Source organism: Pseudomonas sp. IT-P260 (genome assembly GCF_949768395.1).
Classification (GTDB): domain Bacteria; phylum Pseudomonadota; class Gammaproteobacteria; order Pseudomonadales; family Pseudomonadaceae; genus Aquipseudomonas; species Aquipseudomonas parakoreensis.
This window is the reverse complement of sequence record NZ_CATKPO010000011.1, coordinates 776,313-790,947: the sequence shown is the minus strand read 5'-3', so window position 1 is coordinate 790,947 and position 14,635 is coordinate 776,313. Positions and strand designations below refer to the sequence as shown.

The window sequence follows — 14,635 nt, the reverse complement described above, 5'->3', positions numbered from 1 at the left end:
GAGGGGCAAATCAGTCAGGTGTGCAAACGCGCCGGCAAGCCGGCCAGGCATCAGTCAGGCGCGCCAACGCCAGCGGGCCAGGGCCTTGATGACTTTCATCCAGAGTTTGCGGGTGACCACCACGATGGCGTTTCCAGAATGGGATTGAGAAGCGTCGGGCAACGTTATCTCAGCGGCTGTACCGAGGCAACCGGGAATTAGCTTGCGCAGATCGTCGATCACCAGTGCCGGGGATTCCTCGGCAATCGGTCGACCGTGGTTGTAGCCGTAGCTCAGCGCCACGCACTTGACCCCCGCCGCTTTCGCCGCCAGCACGTCGCTGCGCGAGTCGCCGACGAACAGCGATTGCGAGGCAGGAATGTTGGCCATCTTCATCACGAAGAACAGCGCGGCCGGATCAGGCTTCTTCTGCGGCAGGGTATCGCCGCCGATGATCCACTTGAAGTAGCGGCCGATCTTCATCTGATCCAGCAGCGGCGCGACAAAGCGCTCCGGCTTGTTGGTGATCAGCGCCATGGCCACACCCTGCTTGTGCAGCCACTTGAGGGTGTCGCGCACGCCGGGATAGACCACGGTCAGCTCATGGCTCGCGCCATAGGCCTCCATGAAGACTTCCAGCGCGTGCTCGGCCTCGACGTCATCCACCGCCGAATGATCGATGCCGCCGGCCAGCGCCCGGCGCACCAGCACCGGTGCGCCGTTACCGACCCACTCGCGTACCGCCTCGATGCCGGCAGGCTTGCGGCCGAGAGAGAGCAGCATGGTGTCCACCGCCGCCGCCAGGTCGGGAACCGAGTCGATCAGCGTGCCATCCAGATCGAACATCACCAACCGTGGCAGTTGCCCCGGGAACAGCTGCTCAAAACCGCTCATGGGCGGGCCAGCGCCAGTTCGGAACGCATCTTGTCGATGACTTCCTGATAGTTCGGCGCATTGAAGATCGCCGAGCCGGCCACAAAGGTGTCAGCGCCAGCGGCCGCGATTTCGCGGATGTTGTTGACGTTGACGCCGCCATCGATTTCCAGACGGATATCACGCCCCGAGGCATCGATGATCGCCCGCGCTTCGCGCAGTTTGTCGAGGGTGCCAGGAATGAACTTCTGCCCGCCGAAGCCCGGGTTGACACTCATCAGCAAGACCATGTCGACCTTGTCGATCACGTACTTGAGCACGTCCAGCGGGGTCGCCGGGTTGAATACCAGGCCGGATTTGCAGCCGCCTTCACGGATCAGTTGCAGCGAACGATCGACGTGCAGCGTGGCTTCCGGGTGGAAGGTGATGTAGGTGGCGCCGGCCTCGATGAAGTCGCCGACGATGCGATCCACCGGGCTGACCATCAGGTGCGCGTCGATCGGCGCGGTGATGCCGTACTTGCGCAATGCCGCGCAGACCATCGGCCCGATGGTCAGGTTCGGCACGTAGTGGTTGTCCATGACATCGAAGTGAACGAAGTCGGCACCGGCGGCCAGAACGTTGTCCACTTCCTCGCCGAGGCGGGCGAAGTCGGCGGAGAGAATCGACGGAGCAATTACGAAGGGCTGCATGACGCACCTTTTCTGAGCTAAATCACGATGGCGCGCATTGTATACCTCAAGTTTCCGTGCGCGCACCGTGACCGCGATGATCAGTACGCCGCTCGGTAGATCTTCTCGATATCCGCAGCGCTGAGCTTGCGCGGGTTGTTGCGCATCAAACGCTCGATTCCCGCGGCCTCCACGGCCATGGCCGGAATTGCCTCCTCGGGCACACCGAAACTGCGCAAGCCGGCAGGAATTTCCACCGCTGCGCACAGCTCGGCCATCGCCTGCACGGCTTTGTCCGCCGCCTCGGTGGCGCTCAAATGAGCGGTCTTCACCCCCATGGCTTCAGCGATATCCTGCATGCGCTCGACGCAGGCCATCTTGTTCCAGGTCATGACATACGGCAGCAGCAAGGCGTTACTGACGCCGTGGGCGATGTTGAAACGCCCGCCCAGCGGATACGCCAACGCATGCACCGCGCCGACCCCGGCATTGCCGAACGCCATGCCGGCCATCAGGCTGGCGGTGGCCATGTCTTCACGGGCCTGGAGATTGGCGCCATTGGCGTAGGCCTTGGGCAGGGCTTTGGCGATCAACTTGATTGCGCCGATGGCCAATGAGTCGGTAATGGGCGAGGCATTGACCGACAGATAGGATTCGATGGCGTGCACCAGCGCATCAACACCACTGGCGGCGGTGACGCTGCGCGGACAGGTCAGGGTCATCTGCGGACTGACCAGCGCCACATCCGGTAACAGGTAGTCGCTGACGATGCCTTTCTTCAGTTGCGCGACCTTGTCCGAGAGAATGGCGACGTTGGTCACTTCCGAGCCGGTACCGGCGGTGGTAGGGATGGCGATCAGCGGCGGGCCTTTGCGCGGCACCTGATCGACGCCGAACAGGTCTTCCAGCGCGCCGTGGTACCCGGCATACGCCGCCACGCTTTTGGCGATGTCGATGGCACTGCCGCCACCGAGGCCGATCAAACCGTCATGCCCGCCCTCGCGATACACGCGCATGCAATCTTCGACAATGGCGATTTCCGGGTCCGGCAGCACTCGATCAAAAATCTCGTACTCGCGCCCGCCCAATTGGCACAGCGCCAGCTCCACAGTGCCGGACTTGACCAGCGCGGCGTCGGTGACAATCAGCGGGTTGTCGATATCCAGCCGCGTGAGTTCCGCCGCCAGTTGCTCGATGGCCCCGGCGCCGGTGATCAGTTTGTGAGCGATTTTGAACTGGGACAGACTCATCGTGCGCAGCCTCTTATAGATGTGGGAGCTGAGCACAAGCGTAGCTGGGGAAACCGGGTTGTCTGCCATTCACCCCATGAATGACTACCACACATAGATCTTTCTGTACGCACGAACATTCCTATGTAGGAGCTGCCGAAGGCTGCGATCTTTTGATTTTGATCTTAAAAAGCCAGATCAAAAGATCGCAGCCTTCGGCAGCTCCTACAGGGGATCAGCGTCAGACCTGCGCGGTACGCAGTTTCTCGCTGCGACCGCGCAGCCATTCGAGGGTTAACAGCAGGATAACGGAGAAGGCGATCAGCAGCGTTGCCGCCGCCGCAATCGTCGGACTGAGGTTCTCGCGAATCCCGCTGAACATCTGCCGGGGCAGCGTCGCTTGCTCGGGGCCGGCGAGGAACAGCGTCACCACCACTTCATCGAACGAAGTAGCGAAGGCGAACAGCGCCCCGGAAATCACCCCCGGCGCAATTAACGGCAGAGTCACCCGGCGGAACGTGGTCAGCGGCGATGCGCCGAGACTGGCCGCCGCCCGCACCAGATTGTGGTTGAAACCTTGCAACGTCGCCGACACGGTGATGATCACGAACGGCACGCCGAGCACCGCGTGCACCACGATCAGCGAGAAGAAGCTGTTACCCAGCCCCAGCGGCGCGAAGAACAGATAACTCGCCACACCAATGATCACCACCGGCACCACCATCGGCGAAATCACCAGCGCCATCACCAGCGCCTTGCCGGGGAAGTCGCCACGGGTCAGGCCGATCGCCGCCAGGGTTCCGAAGACCATCGCCAGCACCGTGGCCGCGGGGGCGACGATGATGCTGTTCTTCAGCGAACGCATCCATTCCGCCGAGGCGAAGAAGTCCTGATACCAGTGCAGGGAAAAGCCTTGCAGCGGATACACCAGGAAACTGCCCGAGTTGAACGACAGCGGCACGATCACCAGCACCGGCAGAATCAGGAACAGCAGGATCAGGCCGCAGAGGATCCGCAAGCTGTAGAACCACACCCGTTCAATGGGCGACATGTAAGGACTCAGCATTTCAAATTCCCCTTAGCTCAGGCGCAGGCGACTGGCGCCCACCAGCCAGCTGTAGATCAGATAAAGCACCACGGTCGCCAGCAGCAACAAGCCGCCCAGCGCAGTGGCCATGCCCCAGTTGATGCTGGTGTTGGTGTAGAACGCGACGAAGTAGCTGACCATCTGATCGTTCGGACTGCCGAGCAGCGCCGGGGTGATGTAGTAGCCGATGGCGAGGATGAACACCAACAGGCAACCGGCGCCGACACCGGCGTAAGTCTGCGGGAAATACACCCGCCAGAAACTGGCGAACGGATGGCAGCCCAACGATATGGCGGCGCGCATGTAGGTCGGCGAGATGCCTTTCATCACGCTGTAGATCGGCAGGATCATGAACGGCAGCAGAATGTGCACCATCGAGATGTAGACCCCGGTGCGGTTGAACACCAGCTCCAGCGGTTTATCGATGATGCCCATGGCCATCAGCGCGCTGTTGATCAGCCCGCCTGACTGCAGCAACACGATCCACGCCGCGACCCGCACCAGAATCGAGGTCCAGAACGGCAGCAACACCAGAATCATCAGCAGGTTGCTCTGCCGCGATGGCAGGTTGGCCAGCAGGTAAGCCAGTGGATAAGCGAGGAACAGGCAGATCACGGTGATGATCAGGCCCATCCAGAACGTGCGGGCGAAGATGTCGAGGTAGATCGCCTGATCCGGGGTGGCCGGCGCCAGTTCGCCGAGATCATCGATACGGTGATCGACCGCCGCCAGCAGGTAATACGGGGTGATGCTGCTGGTGTTGCGCTTGACCGCTTGCCAGTAGGCCGGATCGCCCCAGCGCTCGTCGAGCGCTTCGAGGGCTTCTTTATAGGAGGCCGGTTCGCTGGCGAAAGGCAGCGCCCGGGCGGTTTTGGTCAGCAGGCTGCGATAGCCGGCCAACTCCATGTTCAAGCGCTTGGACAGATCGCCCAGCGTCTGGTTTTTGCGGGCCTCGGCGAGGTCTTCGCCGGCCGCTTTGTACACCGGTTCAGCGGGCAGGCCGCGGCCGTCCCAACTGGCGATGGCCGCCACGGTGCGCGGCATGCCGCCGACCACTTCCGGGTTGCCGACGCTTTTGTAGAGCAGCGCCACGATCGGCACCAGAAACACCAGCAACAGAAACAGCACCAGCGGCGCAATCAACGCCTGGGCCTTCCAGCGGTTGACCCGCTCGGCGTGCTTGAGCTTCTGCTTCAAGGTGGGGCTGGCGCCCTCGTTCAGGGGAACGGCGATGGCCATGACGTACTCCGCAAATCTTTGATCGTTACAGAGGTGGCGAACCACCTCTGTTGTGTTGAAACACCAAAACTCTCAGATGAGTTTTTGTGGCGAGGGGATTCATCCCCGATCGGCTGCGCAGCAGTCGTAAAACCTGAGAATCCGGTTTATCTGACACACCGAGCGGGTATGGCTTCGGGGGCTGCTTCGCAACCCATCGGGGATGAATCCCCTCACCACACAAGCTCCTTCGCCACAAAGTCTTCCTTCAGATTGTGGTTACTTCGCAGCCCAGGAGTTGAAACGCTGCTCCAGTTGCTCGCCGTTGTCAGCCCAGAAGCTGACGTCGATCTGCACCTGGTTGGCGATGTTTTCCGGAGTGGTCGGCATGTCTTTCAGCACGTCCTTGCTCAGCAGTGGGACTGCCTGAGTGTTGGCCGGGCCGTAGGCGATGTTTTCCGAGTAGGTCTTTTGCTGTTGCGGCTGGACCGAATAGGCGATGAATTTCTTCGCTGCATCGGCGCGGGTCTTGTCCAGACCTTTCGGGATCGCCCAGGCGTCGAAGTCGTAGATGCCACCGTTCCACACCACTTTCAGGTTGGATTCTTTCTGCACGGCGGCGATGCGACCGTTGTAGGCCGAGCTCATCACCACGTCACCGGAAGCGAGGTACTGCGGCGGCTGGGCGCCGGCTTCCCACCACTGAATGTTCGGTTTGAGCTCATCCAGTTTCTTGAACGCACGATCCTGACCCCCCTTGCTCGCCAGTTCTTTGTAGACGTCTTTCGGCGCCACACCGTCGGCCATCAGCGCGAATTCCAGGGTGTACTTGGCGCCTTTACGCAGGCCGCGTTTGCCCGGGAATTTCTTGGTGTCCCAGAAATCGGCCCAACTGGTTGGCGCGGTTTTCAGCTTGTCAGCGTTGTACGCGAGTACGGTCGACCAGACGAAGAAGCCCACGCCGCAAGGCTGAATCGCGCCTTTGACGTAATCTTCGGTTTTGCCGAACAGCGCCGGGTCGAGTTGTTCGAACATGTCTTCGTCGCAACCACGGGACAGCTCCGGCGATTCAACTTCCACCAGATCCCACGACACACTCTTGGTGTCGACCATGGCTTTGACCTTGGCCATTTCGCCGTTGTACTCGCCGGCCACGATCTTGCCGTTGCCCGCTGCTTCCCACGGTGCGTAGAAGGCTTTGACTTGCGCCGCCTTGTTCGCCCCGCCAAACGACACCACAGTCAAATCGGGACCGGCGGCCATCGCGCTGGCCGCACCCATCAGGCCCAGGGTCAGGGCGGTGAACTTCAGGGATCTCAACATTTATTGTTCTCTCCACGTGCAGGGTTGGTGTTGGTATTGCCGGGGCGATCAATGCGCCTCTAGAAGTGGGTCGAGTGCACGAACGTGCTCGACCTGCCAGCCAAGCGGTACCACGTCCCCGACCGCGAGCGCGGGATCGAGCTCGGCAATCGGCTGTTTCACGAAGAAGTCGGTCTTGCCGCAGACTTCCAGGCGCACCCGGACGTGGTCGCCCAGATAGATAAATTCCGCCACCCTCCCTGAGAAGCGGTTGACGCATTGGTCGCTCGAACCATTGAGGCTGACGCGCTCCGGGCGGATCGACAGGGTCACCGGTTCGCCGGTCTGGCCGACGTTGACCGCCAGCGCCTCGACCTTCTCACCCCGGCCCAGCTCGACCACGCAACGCTCGCCGCTCTGGCTGAGCAGGCGGCCGTTGAGGCGGTTGTTCTCGCCGATGAAGTTGGCGACGAAGGTGTTTTTCGGTTCTTCGTAGAGGGTGCGCGGCGGCGCGATCTGCTGGATTTCGCCCTGATGGAACACGGCGACGCGGTCGGACATGGTCAGCGCTTCACCCTGGTCGTGGGTCACGTAGACCACCGTCACGCCGAGGCGCTGGTGCAGGTGCTTGATCTCCATCTGCATGTGTTCGCGCAATTGCTTGTCGAGCGCGCCCAGCGGTTCGTCCATCAGCACCAGTTGCGGTTCGAACACCAGCGCCCGGGCCAGCGCCACACGCTGCTGCTGACCCCCGGAGAGCTGCGCCGGATAACGTGAGGCGAAGGCGTCGAGCTGGACCATGCTCAGGACTTTCTTGACCTTGTCGCTGACGTCGCTCTTGTTCAGGCCGCGCACGGTCAGCGGGAAGGCCAGGTTCTCGGCCACAGTCATGTGCGGGAACAGCGCGTAGTTCTGGAACACCATGCCGATGTCGCGTTTGTGCGGCGGCACGTTGTTGATTGCCCGGCCGGCCAGGAGGATTTCGCCAGCGGTCGGCGTTTCGAACCCGGCGAGCATCATCAGGCTGGTGGTCTTGCCCGAGCCGGACGGCCCGAGCAGCGTCAGGAACTCGCCTTTGCGAATGTCCAGGTTGAGGTCTTTGACGATCAGGTTCTCGCCGTCGTAGCTCTTTTGCACTCCACGAAAGCTGACCAGCACGTCACTGGCCCCTGCGTTTGAATCGACCTGGCTCATACCCACACCTTTGTTATTGGTAACTGCTGTGGATTAAGCCTAGTGGCTGGCGCGAGCCACGCAAATCGGGGCGCAGGAGAGAATCGCCTCAGCCGGATGGAAGGCCGGGGGTAGGGATTGCCCTACAAGGATGGCGCGTTTTGGCAAGCGAGCGACGAGCGCCAAGCTGCGAGCCGCAAGAACAGGCAAAAGCGGTTGTCGCTGATGGATATGCCCACACGGTTCCAACTGTAGGAGCTGCCGAAGGCTGCGATCTTTTGATCTTGATCTTATGAAAACAAGATCAAAAGATCGCAGCCTTCGGCAGCTCCTACACACGGGATCCATGTGCTTAGAGGAGTTTGTGTTCCATCGCGTATTTGACCAGTTCGGCCAGCGAGGTGATGTTGAGCTTCTGCATCAGCCGCGCCTTGTGGGTGCTGATGGTCTTGCTGCTCAGCGCCAGTTGCTGGGCGATGTCATTGACGTTGGCGCCCTGGGCCAGGCGTTCGAACACCGAGAACTCGCGCTCGGACAGCAGCGAATGCAACGGTCGTGTGTCAGTCAGGCCGACCTCGAAGACCATCCGGTCGGCCAGCTCCGGGTCAATGTAGCGCCCACCCGCCGCGACCTTGCGAATCGCCGTCAGCAGCAACGCCGGATCACTGTCTTTGGTCGCATAGCCAGCAGCGCCAACCTTCAGCGCGCGGGCGGCCATTTGCGCTTCATCGTGCATCGACAACACCAGAATCGCCGGTGGATTGTTCAACGCGCGAATCCGCGGGATCGCCTCCAGGCCGTTGACGCCAGGCATAGAGATGTCCAGCAGCACCACCTCGCACGGCACACTGCGCAGGGTTTCGAGCAACTGCTCGCCATTGCTCGCCTCCCCCACCACTTGCAGGTCCTTGGCCAGGCCGATCAATTGCTTGATGCCTTCCCGGACGATGGTGTGGTCTTCGGCTACCAGTACGCGGATCAAATTTTTTCTCCAGATTTAAGGTACACACCAAACCCCGTGGGAGCGAGCCTGCTCGCGATAGCGTCAGCTCAAACACCACAAACCTTCAAACCTCACTCACCGGCACCCACACCTTCAGACTGGTGCCCTCGCCCGGCTCACTCTCAAGCACCAGCCGCCCGCCCATGATCAACACCCGCTCGCGCATGCCGACCAGGCCAAAGGATGTCGGCCGCTGCGCCGTCGCGACAAAGCCTGCGCCATCGTCGCTGACCGTCAGACACAACTCGTCGCCTTTCAGCGCCAGCGTCAGCTCCACAGTATGCGCGTGGGCGTGGCGCATCACATTGGTCAGCGCCTCCTGCAGGATGCGGAACAGCCCGATCGCCTTGGCGTCGCTGAGCACCGGCAGATTGTCCGGCACCTGCACCAGACATGGAATCTGCGTGCGCGCCTCGAATCGCCGCGCCTGCCACTCGATCGCCGAAGCGATCCCGGCATCGAGGATCGGCGGGCGCAGCGCCGTCGCCACATCGCGCACCAGCTGGAACAACTGGGCGATCAGGCGTTTCATGCTGTTCAAGCGCTCATGCAGTCCCGGGTCAAGCTGCGCATAGGCCAGCTCGCACATCGAGGTTTCCAGCTTCAGCACCGTGAGCATCTGCCCCAGCTCATCGTGCACTTCGCGGGCGATGCGTGCCTTCTCTTCTTCACGCACGCTTTCCAGGTGCGCCGACAGCTCGCGCAGCTGCTCGCGGGACGTCGCCAGTTCCAGTTCGATGCGCTTGCTTTCGCTGATGTCCCAGACGATGCCATCCCAGACATAGGCGCCATCCTCCAGCTGGCGGGTGATTGCCTTGATCTCGGCCCAGCGCTGTTCACCCTGACGGGTGAGGATACGGCCCTGCCACGACCAGTCACTGTCGGTGTCCAGTGCCTGATCCTGGGTCTGGTGGTAACTGGCCTTGTCGTCCGGGTGCACCAGGCTGCGCAGACCCATGTCGCGGTGCGCAATGGCGGCCGGCGCGTAGCCGACCAGACTCTCGCTGCCCTCGCTGATGTAGGCGAAATCGATCTGCCCGGTCACTGGCGCCCGCTCCAGGCGAAACACCAGCCCCGGTACGTTGGCGGCGATGCCTTGCAGGCGCGCTTCACTTTCCTGTAACGCGGCCAGCGCGCGGCGACGCTCGGTGACGTCGGTGAGATAAACCACCAGATACTCGCTGTCGCGAAAGCGCAGAAAACTCAGCGAAACGTCCGCCGGCAGGACGCTGCCATCAGCGCGCACGCAGCTGGTTTCAAAGCTCAGCGGTCCTTCTTCACTGGCCCGCGCGCGTTTCCACAGGTTGAGCCAGCGGTCCATGTGCAGACCAGGTTCGAAATCGATCAGCGGCCGTTCGATCAACGCGCCCTGTGGATAACCGAGCATGCTTTCCGCCGCGCGGTTGGCGTAACGCACATGGCTGTCCCAGTTGACCCAAAGAATGCCGACAGTACTTTGATCGATGGAAAACTGGGTCAGGCGCAAGGCTTCTTCGCTGGCCGCGCGCAGGGCGATGTCTTCCCGGGCGGCCAGCAGGCGCTGTTCGAGGCTGTGTTGCTGGCGTCGTTGCCAGACCACAATGGCCACACAACTGAGCAACAGCACCGCAAACAGCAAACTGAGGTTCTGCCAGAACCCCGGCGACTCCGACAGACGCGGATATTTGGGTTGCAGCCATTGCGTGTGCAGGCGTTCCAGATCCTTCGCAGGAATCGCCCGCAGAGCACTTTCAACAATGCCGGCCAACGCTGGCCAGTCGCGCCGTGTGGCAATGCGCAACAGCTGCGGCAAGCCGATATCGCCGACCACCACCAACCCGGCGAACTCAGGTTCGGCAGACAACCGTCCGAGTTGCGCTTCATCCACCACAGCGTAGGACGCCTGCTGGGTCAACAGCAGTTGCAGCGCCTGACGCTCCAGTGGCACGCCTTGCAGATTCAGATGGGGATAGGTGCTGCGCAAATAGTCTGCCGTCACGCTGGGCATGCGCACGGCGACGCGCGACAGGCTGTCGAGTTTTTCCAGCTCGACCACGCTGCCGCTCTTCTGGTCGCTGACCACCAGTTGTGGCACCCGCATGTAGGGATCGGAAAATTGCCACAGGCGCAGTGCACCCGGGGTCTGGGTCAGGCCCGGAGCAATGTCGATTTCGCCTTCGCGGGCGGCCTCCTCCAGTTGCGCCAGATCCTGAAAATTGCGCCAGCTCAACTCGACGTTCAAGGTCTTGGCCAGTGACTTCATCAATTCGACATTGGCCCCGGACAAGCGCTGCAGACGTCGGTCGTATTGCGCGTACGGCGCCTGCAGCACCAGGCCCACACGCAACTCACGGTGCTGCGCCAGCCATTGCTGCTCGGCGGGCGTCAACAGCGCTGCATGCGCCGCCGGCGCAGACGCCGCCCAGCCCATCAAGGGAAAACACAACCCGCCGATAACCCACAGGCAGCAAAAACGCATCATTGAAGTCTCGTACACTGACAAATTCTGACCAACCCATTAGGCTGCCGGGATACTTTTCTGGCCTGGAATAACCGATGCCCTCTGTCTATCGCCTGGCAATGCCAGCATTGTGCCTGTCGCTGATCCTGCCTTGTGCGTTTTCCGTCGAAGCCGCCGATCCGGCGCCCGCCTCCACCGCCGAGCAACCGGCCGCCGAAAAACCCGCCGAACGCCAGCCACTGCTTGAGCGTAGTCAGGAAGAAGCCGCAGCACTCGAACGCAAAGTTCCGGCACAAGAACAGCAACAACTGCAGGCCGGCGCCGACACATTCCTCGCCCTGTGGAAACCAGCCAACACTGCCGAACCCAAAGGTGCGGTAATTATTGTCCCTGGCGCCGGCGAAACCGCTGACTGGCCGCAAGTGATCGGCCCGCTGCGCAACAAATTGCCTGACGTCGAGTGGAGCAGCCTGAGTATCACCCTGCCGGATCTGCAAAGCGATGTCATCGCTCCACGCGTGATTGCACCCGCCACCGCGCCGAAAGCCGCGGAAAGTGGCAGCAAGGATTCCACCACCGCGCAACCGATCGAACAGGCCGCGGGCGGCGAAGCGGACGTGGCGGATCAGGTCGTGGCCGAAACGACTGAAGAACAATCCAAGGCGGATGCCGAGCGAATCTTTGCGCGGATCGACGCGGCCATTGCCTACGCCGAGCAACAAAGCGCACGCCGGGTCGTGGTCCTCGGTCACGGCACAGGTGCCTACTGGGCCGCACGCTTCCTCAGCGAGCGGCAGACTGCTCAGGTCGAGAGACTGCTGATGGTCGATGCGCAAACGCCGAGCAAGGCCAAGCCACAACTGGCCGAGTTGACGCCGACCCTGAAGTTGCCGACGGCGGATATTTTCTACATGGACAAGGCGCTGGATCGCAACGCGGCGCTCGAGCGCATGCAGGCCAGCAAGCGCTTGAAGACTTCGGCGTTCAGCCAGGTGGCGCTCAAGGCGTTGCCGGACAAAAAGGCTGAGCAGGAACAGCTGTTTCGGCGGGTGCGTGGCTGGTTGAACCCGCAAAAGACTGACTGATAGAAACAAAAGCAAAAGATCGCAGCCTGCGGCAGCTCCTACCTCGGAATGCCTTTCCTGTAGGAGCTGCCGCAGGCTGCGATCTTTTGCTCTTTTGATCGCTAGCGAAAATCCCGCCGCGCCCGAATCAGGGTAAACGCGTTGTGCAACTCACGGGTTTTCTCGGTCGCCTCGCGCACCTGCTCAGGCGTCGCACCGCTGCCGGCGATCTTGTCCGGGTGATGACGACTGAGCAGACGTCGGTAGGCGCGCTTGATCTGTGCCGGCTCGCTGGTCGCCGACACGCCGAGCAGGCGCATCGCTTCCTGATAACTCACCGCCGCACTGACAATCGGCCGTTTATTCGGCTCGTAATCATTGGCCAGCGCCTGGATCTGGTGCGTCGTCCAGCCCAGCCACTTGCCCCACTGCGCCAACAATTCGCGCTCACTGACGCCCGCACGACCGTCGGCCCAGACCATCCGCCAGCAGGCGCGCAACACGCCTTCGGCGGCATGCGGCTGAGCACTCAGGCGCCGCAGATAACCGCGCAGGTGGTCACCGCCGGACTTGCCGCGATTGAACGCAGCAATCGCCCGCCGCCGCGCCGGCTCGCTCATTTCCAACGCGTTCATTTCGTTGCGCGCCTGCTGGATATGGCCGTCCGTCACCCGTCCGTCACTCTTGGCCAGACGCCCGAGCAACACGAACAACAGTTCGTCGTTGCGCAACATCGGCCGCCCGCCGAGCTTTTCCCGCAGATGCCCCCAGCTTTGCAAGTGCAGGCGCCGATCCAGCGCCTGCCCCAACAATGCCCCAAGCATGGCCCCCGGAATGCTGGCGATCGCAAAACCCGCTCCGGCTCCAATCAGAGTCCCTGGCCACAACATATCAACGACTCGCTTCTATCAATGCTTCGGCTTCGGCCAGACGCTCATGCGTGCCGACATCCACCCAATGGCCTTTCAGACGTTCACCGCTGACCTGCCCGTCTGCCATGGCTTTGCGCAGCAACGGTGCAAGCTTGAAGGCCCCTTGCGTGCAGCCATCGAACAGTTGCGGGTGCAGGACGGCGATGCCGCTGTAGGTCAGGGTCGCCACGTCCGGTTGGCCATCGATCACCTGACCGTTGGTCAAGATGAAATCGCCTTGCGGGTGGTGGGCCGGGTTGTCCGCCAGCACCAGATGCGCCAGACCGTTGATCGGTTGGTGCAGTACGCTGAAGTCGTAGTCGGTCCAGATATCGCCGTTGACCACCAGGAAGGCGTCGTCACCGAGCAACGGCAACGCGCGGAAAATCCCGCCGCCGGTTTCCAGCGGCTCGCCTTCCGGCGAGTACTGGATGCTCACGCCAAACTGCGAACCGTCGCCCAGGTAATCCTCGATCTGCTGACCGAGCCAGGCATGGTTGATCACGATTTCACTGAAACCGGCCGCCGCCAGCGCCCGCAGGTGGTATTCGATCAACGGCACGCCGCCGGCACGCACCAGCGGTTTCGGGGTGGTCAGGGTCAGCGGGCGCATGCGCTCGCCCTTGCCTGCCGCCAGTATCATCGCCTTCATGCGATCGCTCCACCACGCAGACTGGCGAGCAATGCCTGCAGATCCGCCAGTTCAGGACGACGCGCAATCACCGCTTCTATATAGGCGAAGAAACGCGGCACGTCGGCCAGGTAGCGCGGTTTGCCATCGCGATGGCAGATGCGCGCAAAAATGCCGATGACTTTCAGGTGGCGTTGTACGCCCATCAGGTCGCTGGCACGCAGGAAGTCTTCGAAGTCGGCCTGCACCGGGATGTCCAGCGCCGAAGCTTGCTGCCAGTAACTTTCCAGCCAGCCACGCACACGTTCTTCAGGCCAGCTGAGGAAAGCGTCCTTGAACAGGCAGGTGACGTCGTAGGTGACCGGGCCGTAGACCGCATCCTGAAAGTCCAGCACGCCGGGATTCGGCTCGCTGAGCATCAGGTTGCGCGGCATGTAGTCGCGGTGCACCAGGACTTTCGGCTGGGCCAGTGCGCTGTCGATCAGCAGCTCGCTGACGGACTGCCATTGTTGCTGCTGTGCCGCGTCGAACTCGATACCGAGTTCCCGTTTCACGTACCACTCGGGGAACAGTTCCAGCTCACGGCGCAGCAGCGCGACGTCGTAGCTCGGCAGCGGTGCGATCATCGGCAATTGCTGAAAAGCCAACAGCGCCTGCAGGGCATCGCTGAACAAAGCATCGGCATTTTCGCCGTCGATTACGTCGAGATAGGTCTTGTTGCCCAGGTCATTGAGCAAAAGAAAACCGCGTTCGAGGTCTTCTGCATAAATTTTCGGCACGTTAATTCCGGATTTCGCCAACAAAAAGGCGATATCCACGAACGGTTTGCAGTTTTCCTGGGGCGGTGGCGCGTCCATCACGACGAAACTGCGACCCGCGCCTTCCCAGCGGAAATACCGGCGGAAACTCGCGTCGCTACTGGCCGCGGTCAACGTGGCCGGGGGCACGGCGCCCCAGCCTTGATCTGCAAACAGGATTGCCAACTGCTCATCGAGCCAAACTTTCAGGTGTTGCAAGCGTACATCTTGGTCAGGCATTGCAAGGGTCTCCGACG

Annotated in this window: 13 protein-coding genes; 1 reads left to right on the top strand and 12 read right to left on the bottom strand. The window is 61.8% G+C overall.

The features are described 5' to 3' along the window. Positions 1-54 precede the first annotated feature (54 nt). From ACM6HV_RS10445 to ACM6HV_RS10405, 9 genes are all read right to left on the bottom strand, one after another. Positions 55-873, bottom strand: coding sequence for a phosphoglycolate phosphatase (locus ACM6HV_RS10445; protein WP_047296963.1), 819 nt, complete (start codon positions 871-873; stop codon positions 55-57). After that, positions 870-1,544, bottom strand: a complete 675-nt coding sequence (gene rpe, locus ACM6HV_RS10440; protein ID WP_003228808.1) for a ribulose-phosphate 3-epimerase — start codon at positions 1,542-1,544, stop codon at positions 870-872. Before rpe ends, ACM6HV_RS10445 begins: the two co-directional genes overlap by 4 nt. A gap of 80 nt (positions 1,545-1,624) precedes the next feature. Next, entirely contained in the window at positions 1,625-2,773 is a 1,149-nt protein-coding gene (locus tag ACM6HV_RS10435; RefSeq protein WP_414904135.1) for an iron-containing alcohol dehydrogenase, read from the bottom strand. A 220-nt stretch (positions 2,774-2,993) separates the two neighbouring features. Then, positions 2,994-3,818: an ABC transporter permease gene (locus ACM6HV_RS10430; RefSeq protein ID WP_041070101.1), complete on the bottom strand. Its 825-nt coding sequence runs from the start codon at positions 3,816-3,818 to the stop codon at positions 2,994-2,996. 12 nt (positions 3,819-3,830) lie between these two features. Further along, a complete protein-coding gene (locus ACM6HV_RS10425; protein WP_041070099.1) occupies positions 3,831-5,078 on the bottom strand; it encodes an ABC transporter permease in 1,248 nt (415 codons plus the stop codon). Between the two features lie 258 nt (positions 5,079-5,336). Further along, positions 5,337-6,380: an ABC transporter substrate-binding protein gene (locus ACM6HV_RS10420; RefSeq protein ID WP_041070096.1), complete on the bottom strand. Its 1,044-nt coding sequence runs from the start codon at positions 6,378-6,380 to the stop codon at positions 5,337-5,339. A gap of 48 nt (positions 6,381-6,428) precedes the next feature. Continuing rightward, positions 6,429-7,553 (bottom strand): ABC transporter ATP-binding protein, encoded by a 1,125-nt coding sequence (locus ACM6HV_RS10415; protein WP_007966453.1) that lies wholly within the window; start codon positions 7,551-7,553, stop codon positions 6,429-6,431. 331 nt (positions 7,554-7,884) lie between these two features. Next, positions 7,885-8,514 carry a response regulator transcription factor gene (locus ACM6HV_RS10410; protein ID WP_003228820.1) on the bottom strand — a complete coding sequence of 210 codons (630 nt, stop codon included), beginning with the start codon at positions 8,512-8,514 and terminating at the stop codon, positions 7,885-7,887. 85 nt (positions 8,515-8,599) lie between these two features. Further along, a complete protein-coding gene (locus ACM6HV_RS10405; RefSeq protein WP_414904134.1) occupies positions 8,600-10,996 on the bottom strand; it encodes a PAS domain S-box protein in 2,397 nt (798 codons plus the stop codon). Positions 10,997-11,070: 74 nt separating this feature from the next. Here ACM6HV_RS10405 and ACM6HV_RS10400 point away from each other — a divergent pair, with 74 nt between their 5' ends. Then, positions 11,071-12,060, top strand: coding sequence for an alpha/beta hydrolase family protein (locus tag ACM6HV_RS10400; protein WP_145593492.1), 990 nt, complete (start codon positions 11,071-11,073; stop codon positions 12,058-12,060). A 101-nt stretch (positions 12,061-12,161) separates the two neighbouring features. On the opposite strand, the gene ACM6HV_RS10395 is transcribed toward ACM6HV_RS10400, so the two are convergent. Genes ACM6HV_RS10395 through ACM6HV_RS10385 form a run of 3 tightly spaced genes read right to left on the bottom strand, consistent with a single transcriptional unit; the run spans position 12,162 to position 14,618 of the window. Further along, positions 12,162-12,929, bottom strand: coding sequence for a TerB family tellurite resistance protein (locus ACM6HV_RS10395; RefSeq protein ID WP_414904133.1), 768 nt, complete (start codon positions 12,927-12,929; stop codon positions 12,162-12,164). Position 12,930: 1 nt separating this feature from the next. Beyond that, positions 12,931-13,602 (bottom strand): N-acetylmuramate alpha-1-phosphate uridylyltransferase MurU, encoded by a 672-nt coding sequence (murU, locus tag ACM6HV_RS10390; RefSeq protein ID WP_145593493.1) that lies wholly within the window; start codon positions 13,600-13,602, stop codon positions 12,931-12,933. Next, positions 13,599-14,618, bottom strand: a complete 1,020-nt coding sequence (locus ACM6HV_RS10385; RefSeq protein ID WP_145593494.1) for an aminoglycoside phosphotransferase family protein — start codon at positions 14,616-14,618, stop codon at positions 13,599-13,601. Before ACM6HV_RS10385 ends, murU begins: the two co-directional genes overlap by 4 nt. Positions 14,619-14,635: the final 17 nt, after the last annotated feature.

What these genes read in the sequence shown, in the direction of transcription:
- ACM6HV_RS10445 (WP_047296963.1), bottom strand. Translation starts at nt 873, where the DNA reads ATGAGCGGTTTTGAGCAGCTGTTCCCGGGGCAACTGCCACGGTTGGTG.
- rpe (WP_003228808.1), bottom strand. Translation starts at nt 1,544, where the DNA reads ATGCAGCCCTTCGTAATTGCTCCGTCGATTCTCTCCGCCGACTTCGCC.
- ACM6HV_RS10435 (WP_414904135.1), bottom strand. Translation starts at nt 2,773, where the DNA reads ATGAGTCTGTCCCAGTTCAAAATCGCTCACAAACTGATCACCGGCGCC.
- ACM6HV_RS10430 (WP_041070101.1), bottom strand. Translation starts at nt 3,818, where the DNA reads ATGCTGAGTCCTTACATGTCGCCCATTGAACGGGTGTGGTTCTACAGC.
- ACM6HV_RS10425 (WP_041070099.1), bottom strand. Translation starts at nt 5,078, where the DNA reads ATGGCCATCGCCGTTCCCCTGAACGAGGGCGCCAGCCCCACCTTGAAG.
- ACM6HV_RS10420 (WP_041070096.1), bottom strand. Translation starts at nt 6,380, where the DNA reads ATGTTGAGATCCCTGAAGTTCACCGCCCTGACCCTGGGCCTGATGGGT.
- ACM6HV_RS10415 (WP_007966453.1), bottom strand. Translation starts at nt 7,553, where the DNA reads ATGAGCCAGGTCGATTCAAACGCAGGGGCCAGTGACGTGCTGGTCAGC.
- ACM6HV_RS10405 (WP_414904134.1), bottom strand. Translation starts at nt 10,996, where the DNA reads ATGATGCGTTTTTGCTGCCTGTGGGTTATCGGCGGGTTGTGTTTTCCC.
- ACM6HV_RS10400 (WP_145593492.1), top strand. Translation starts at nt 11,071, where the DNA reads ATGCCCTCTGTCTATCGCCTGGCAATGCCAGCATTGTGCCTGTCGCTG.
- ACM6HV_RS10395 (WP_414904133.1), bottom strand. Translation starts at nt 12,929, where the DNA reads ATGTTGTGGCCAGGGACTCTGATTGGAGCCGGAGCGGGTTTTGCGATC.
- murU (WP_145593493.1), bottom strand. Translation starts at nt 13,602, where the DNA reads ATGAAGGCGATGATACTGGCGGCAGGCAAGGGCGAGCGCATGCGCCCG.
- ACM6HV_RS10385 (WP_145593494.1), bottom strand. Translation starts at nt 14,618, where the DNA reads ATGCCTGACCAAGATGTACGCTTGCAACACCTGAAAGTTTGGCTCGAT.